The 4,937-nt window shown below is 37.7% G+C and carries 4 protein-coding genes; all 4 read right to left on the bottom strand.

All coding sequences use genetic code 11. The features are described from left to right. Nucleotides 1-204: 204 nt before the first annotated feature. Nucleotides 205-1,074 carry a lipoyl synthase gene (gene lipA / locus ACEW8F_RS05610; protein ID WP_373482493.1) on the bottom strand — a complete coding sequence of 290 codons (870 nt, stop codon included), beginning with the start codon at nt 1,072-1,074 and terminating at the stop codon, nt 205-207. Between the two features lie 113 nt (nt 1,075-1,187). After that, the gene (gene lpdA / locus ACEW8F_RS05605) at nt 1,188-2,561 is read right to left on the bottom strand and encodes a dihydrolipoyl dehydrogenase (protein ID WP_373482492.1); all 1,374 of its coding nucleotides are present in this window, start codon (nt 2,559-2,561) and stop codon (nt 1,188-1,190) included. Between the two features lie 205 nt (nt 2,562-2,766). Further along, a complete protein-coding gene (locus ACEW8F_RS05600) occupies nt 2,767-2,976 on the bottom strand; it encodes a hypothetical protein (RefSeq protein WP_373482491.1) in 210 nt (69 codons plus the stop codon). A gap of 9 nt (nt 2,977-2,985) precedes the next feature. After that, nucleotides 2,986-4,674, bottom strand: coding sequence for an aldehyde ferredoxin oxidoreductase C-terminal domain-containing protein (locus ACEW8F_RS05595; protein ID WP_373482490.1), 1,689 nt, complete (start codon nt 4,672-4,674; stop codon nt 2,986-2,988). Between the last annotated feature and the right edge of the window lie 263 nt (nt 4,675-4,937).

Raw genomic sequence — 4,937 nt, 5'->3', positions numbered from 1 at the left:
TTTCATAGCATGAGCCTCCAGCTTGTTTGTTTGTTTTTCGCTAATTCAATTATAACAAATCTGGTGTTCTCATGCTATTTTTATGTTTGCAACATCGGATTTACGATGATTTTGCTCGATTATTATGTGCGAAGTTTGAGTAAATAATATTCAAGCGCAAAATTAAAATAGGGGTCTAATGAATCATTTTCTATATAAATCAAATTATGCAATCCATTCACTTCGTATTTTTTCAACAGCTTCTCTCGCATTGTAAGAACTCCTGACAAGCGATGAACTTGCTACAAACTTTATCCCTTTACTTTCGCCTATTTCTCTATAAGCATCAAATCTTTTCTGGGAAATGTATTCTTTAACACTGATGTGTTTTTTACTTGGTCTTAAATATTGACCGATTGTTAAAATATCACAATCTATTTCGACTAAATGATCCATTACTTTGTATACTTCTTTTTCAGTTTCTCCCAACCCTACCATAATTCCAGTTTTACTTATAATATTTGGTGCCTCTTCTTTTATATGTTTCAGTAAAATCAATGATCTAAAATACTGTGCACTTGGTCTTACTGATTGATATAATGATGGAACCGTTTCAAGATTATGATTGATTACATCCGGCTCTGCTAAAATTATTTTTTCGATGTCTCTCTTATTTCCCTGAAAATCGGGTATCAATACTTCGATTGTAGATTCAGGCATGGCTCTTTTCACTACGCTAATGGTGTTAGCAAAATGCAATGCCCCTCCATCTTCGAGATCATCACGGGTTACTGAAGTTATCACGATGTGTTTTAGACCAATTTCTTTTGCAGCTGCTGCAACATTTTCTGGTTCAGCTAAATCCAAAGGTGAAGGCTTTCCAGTCAAAACCGCACAATAACTGCAGTTCCGTGTACAAATATTGCCCATAATCATAAATGTTGCAGTCTTTTTCTTGTAACATTCTCCCATATTTGGACAAGCTGCCTCATTGCATACGGTATTCAGGGACAAATCGGTTAATATTTTATTCATCTTTGAAATTGATTCCGTATCATAGCTCCGTCTTAGTTCTACTGGTAACTTTTCTTTCATTTCTTACACTTGTGTAATGAGAATTTTAAAATTCTCATTACATATTCCTTATTTATTAAATTTAGGTTTTTTAAGAAAGCCCATAAAATCTCGGCCTCAAGACTAGATAAAATTTAAACTTTATGAACACTTCTTTTATGAACATCATGCAATGCTTCCATGATTCCTTCAGACAATGTAGGATGAGGAAAAATTGACTGACCAACCTGTTTCGCTGTTAAGCCAAGATCGACAGCTAAAGTTAGTATTTGGAGCATATCGGTTCCATGAGCTCCGACAATCTCCCCGCCGATAATTTCATCTTTTTGATTCACAATTACCTTCACAAAACCCGTCGTTTTGTCTGATGCTTTCGCCTTACCAAGAGCTGCAAAATTAAATGAACCGATTGTATAAGCAATACTCTGATTTTTAACCTGTTCTTCTGTTATTCCCACACATGCAATCTCCGGATCGGTGTACACGCAACGCGGAACAGCTTTATAACTGATCTCAATACCATCTCCGCAAATATCATCGACCGCTGTTAGTGCTTCTTTTGATGCGACATGTGCTAATTGTGGAGAATTGACAATGTCACCAATTGCATAAATACCCTCAACATTTGTTCGCATCTTTTGATCCACTTCAATCAACCCCCGTTCCGATACCATGATATTTGTATTTTCAAGTCCTAAACCAACCGTAAATGGCTGTCTGCCGATTGAAATCAATAACTTTTCTGCTTCAATTGCGACGCCGTCTTGAAGTATTACTTGTACCCCCGACTCTGATACATTTACTGATTCAACCTTTTTCTTTGTGATGATCTTGATCTTTTCTTTTTTAAATTGACGTTCCAGCTGTTTTGCAACATCAGCGTCTTCGAAAGGCAGTAAGTGTTCCATCAATTCGACAATCGTAACCTCAGTTCCCATCCGTTTCAGAAATTGACCAATTTCACAACCGATAACCCCACCGCCAACAATAATAATTGATTTCGGCTGTTCATCCAGTTCCAGAATTTCATCACTCGTCACAACACTGTTTTTGTTATAATTTAAGAATGACGGTTTACCTGGTACGGAGCCTGTTGCTAGAATAATTTTATCAGCTGAAATTTCTTCTCTTGTCCCGTCAGTTTTATGAACAATTACCGTGTTGTCATTCTTAAGCTGACCTAGGCCATTAATAACATTGACACCATTTGCCTTCATTAAATAATCAATCCCATTGATCAAGCCATTCACTACCGCATTTTTTCGATTAAATGAATATCCAAAATTATTAATTACTGCTTGTGTTTCTATTCCAAAAACCGATGCTTTCTTTACCGTTGCTAAAGTGTCAGTCACAGCCAGTAGTGCTTTTGTCGGTATGCAACCTTTGTTTAAACAGGTTCCACCTAATTTTTCCTTTTCAATGAGGGTAACCTCACATCCACGTTTAGCGGCATAAATTGCTGCTTCATAACCTCCCGGGCCAGCTCCGATCACTACAACTTTCATTTTTTCTCCTCTTTAAGTCAAGCACCAATTTTAGGATACTTGTGTAATATTTTTAATCAAATAGTTCAGGATTTTTGATTCCCATAAATATCCGCCTATGCCATTATTCTTCGTAAAGATTAACATCAGACACTTTTCATCAGACACTTTTCTGGCCAGTTTGTGGCACAGCTCAAGAATTCAATCTTGTGCATTTTTTAATTTATTATCCCCCCACAGGTAAATTTCTTATTTTGAGGACATCCCCGTCATTGATAAACACCTGATGGATAGCGGCAGGGCTGATGAGTACATCATTAACTATCACAAGTAATGCAGAGGTACTCATCTCATGTTTATTTTGTATGGAATCAAGAAATCCAGCAATTGTTACATGCTCTATAAATTCATATTGTTGGTTATTGACGGTAATCACGATTTTCTCTTATATTCCCATCATTTCTGCTGGAATGTTGAACGTTTTGCCGGTAGATGGTAAAGGCTCCGTTCTAAAAAACTCTGGAATTTGATTATCTGCTTTCGTCCATCCCGCTTTTTTATTAAACTCATGTTCCATTTTCAGTGTTTTATCTGCAGCAGCGAAAAGACCCTCTGCATTTATATCTCCACCATACATTGCGTTATACAATTCTGCCAGTTGGTCAAGCTGTCCCCCTAAAGTTGACATAGTCATCATGCAGGTCATGCTGTCAGCCATTGCAAAAATGCGCTGCATAACATTGGCTGTTTGAATAGCCCCTACCAGATCTGTTGGATCATCCTTACCCAAGGTGATCCCTGCTGTGTGGTCAGCACCCATAGACGATGTTGCATAAGTGAATCCTGTGCCGATTGTCCCTCTTGGATCATAACCCGGGATTGCCTGGTTTTTACATGTTGGTATACGCTTAATGTTGTAATGTTCGCCTACTGCTGCGGTACCCTGACCGATTAAATTTCCAAGTTCTGTGCCCTCAGCTATCTGCTGATATAGTTCTAAAGCTGCATTTGCATCTCCCCAGGGTATGATTTCTGCTTCCATACAAAGTGCAATCGAGGCACCAGTTTCGATAGTATCCAGTCCAAGATCATCACAAATTCGGTCCATTCTTGCGATGGTTTCAAAATCATAAATATCGCAATTAGGCCCGCAAAGTGCTATGGTTTCATATTCAAATCCTCCGGTCAAAAATTTACCGTCATTATCCTTGATGATATTGGAGCATTTAATCAAACAACCGGCTTGACAAGGATGCTGATTTTTTCCGTTCCGGTTAACAAAATCAATAAATTTATCCGATTCAAGATTTTCAATTTTCTCTGAAATGGTACCGGTGAAATTGTGTGTCGGAATAATCCCAGCAACGCCAGTTTTATCAATTGTACAGGCCGTCCCTATCAGCGCAAAAGGATTTGTTTTTGATGCCTCTGCAACCGATTTGTTAAGTGCCTTTCTAATTCTTGAAAATTTCTCTCGATCCGCATACGCTGGCTTGCTTTTTTCATCTGCATTTTGAATAACAATTCCTTTGATTCCCTTGGATGCCAGCACCGATCCTAAACCTCCTCGCCCTGCTGCCCGACAGGGATAATTTGTCCCGTATTCGGTAATTTGTAACGACGAATTCTTATAAAGTCGTTCACCTGCGACACCTATTGAGATCACTGATATGTTTTCGCTATATTTTTTCTGCATGTTCTCTACAAATTCATAATTATTCATTCCCTGATACGATGTCGCATCTTCCAGACTTATGCTGCCATCGGAACGGATTAAAATTACCTTCATTATTCCATCAATTTTTGGTTTGCTTTCGATAATAATAGATCTTATATTATGATCACTCAAAGCCTTAGCTGCGCTACCACCTACGTTTGATTCCTTTATCCCACCGGTTAAAGGGCTTTTTGCCCCAACTGAAAGACGATTTGCACAAACCAAACCGCTTCCTGCAAACATACTGGTGCAGATAATAATTTTAGCTTCTTCACCCAATGGATCACAGTCTGGATTAACCTCATCATTCAGGAATTGAGCAATTAAACTTCTTCCTCCCAAACCCATATAAGCATCCTTGTATTCTTCAGTTTCTATCAGATTTTTATTAGAATTAATTCTTATTGTTTTCCACATGATTTACTCCTTGTTTACAGATATTTGATCAATGATAACTGCCATTGAAATTTTCATATATTCTTTTTTCTATCAAACCATTCAAAATAAATAGTGTTTTGCAAGTTAATTATCATTACCTAACTTGTAAGATAGAGTTAGGGTAAAGGTTAAAAACCACACCCGAATGATCTTTCAAAATTCGAACATATTGTTCGGCTCAATCAGCGACACCGGGATATGATTTTCCTAAACATCGTGCTATAATCTCCTTGTTAGAGAGA

This window comes from Acetobacterium sp. (genome assembly GCF_041752335.1).
In the GTDB taxonomy this organism is placed as follows: Bacteria; Bacillota; Clostridia; order Eubacteriales; family Eubacteriaceae; genus Acetobacterium.
This window is presented reverse-complemented; position numbering and strand designations above follow the sequence as displayed.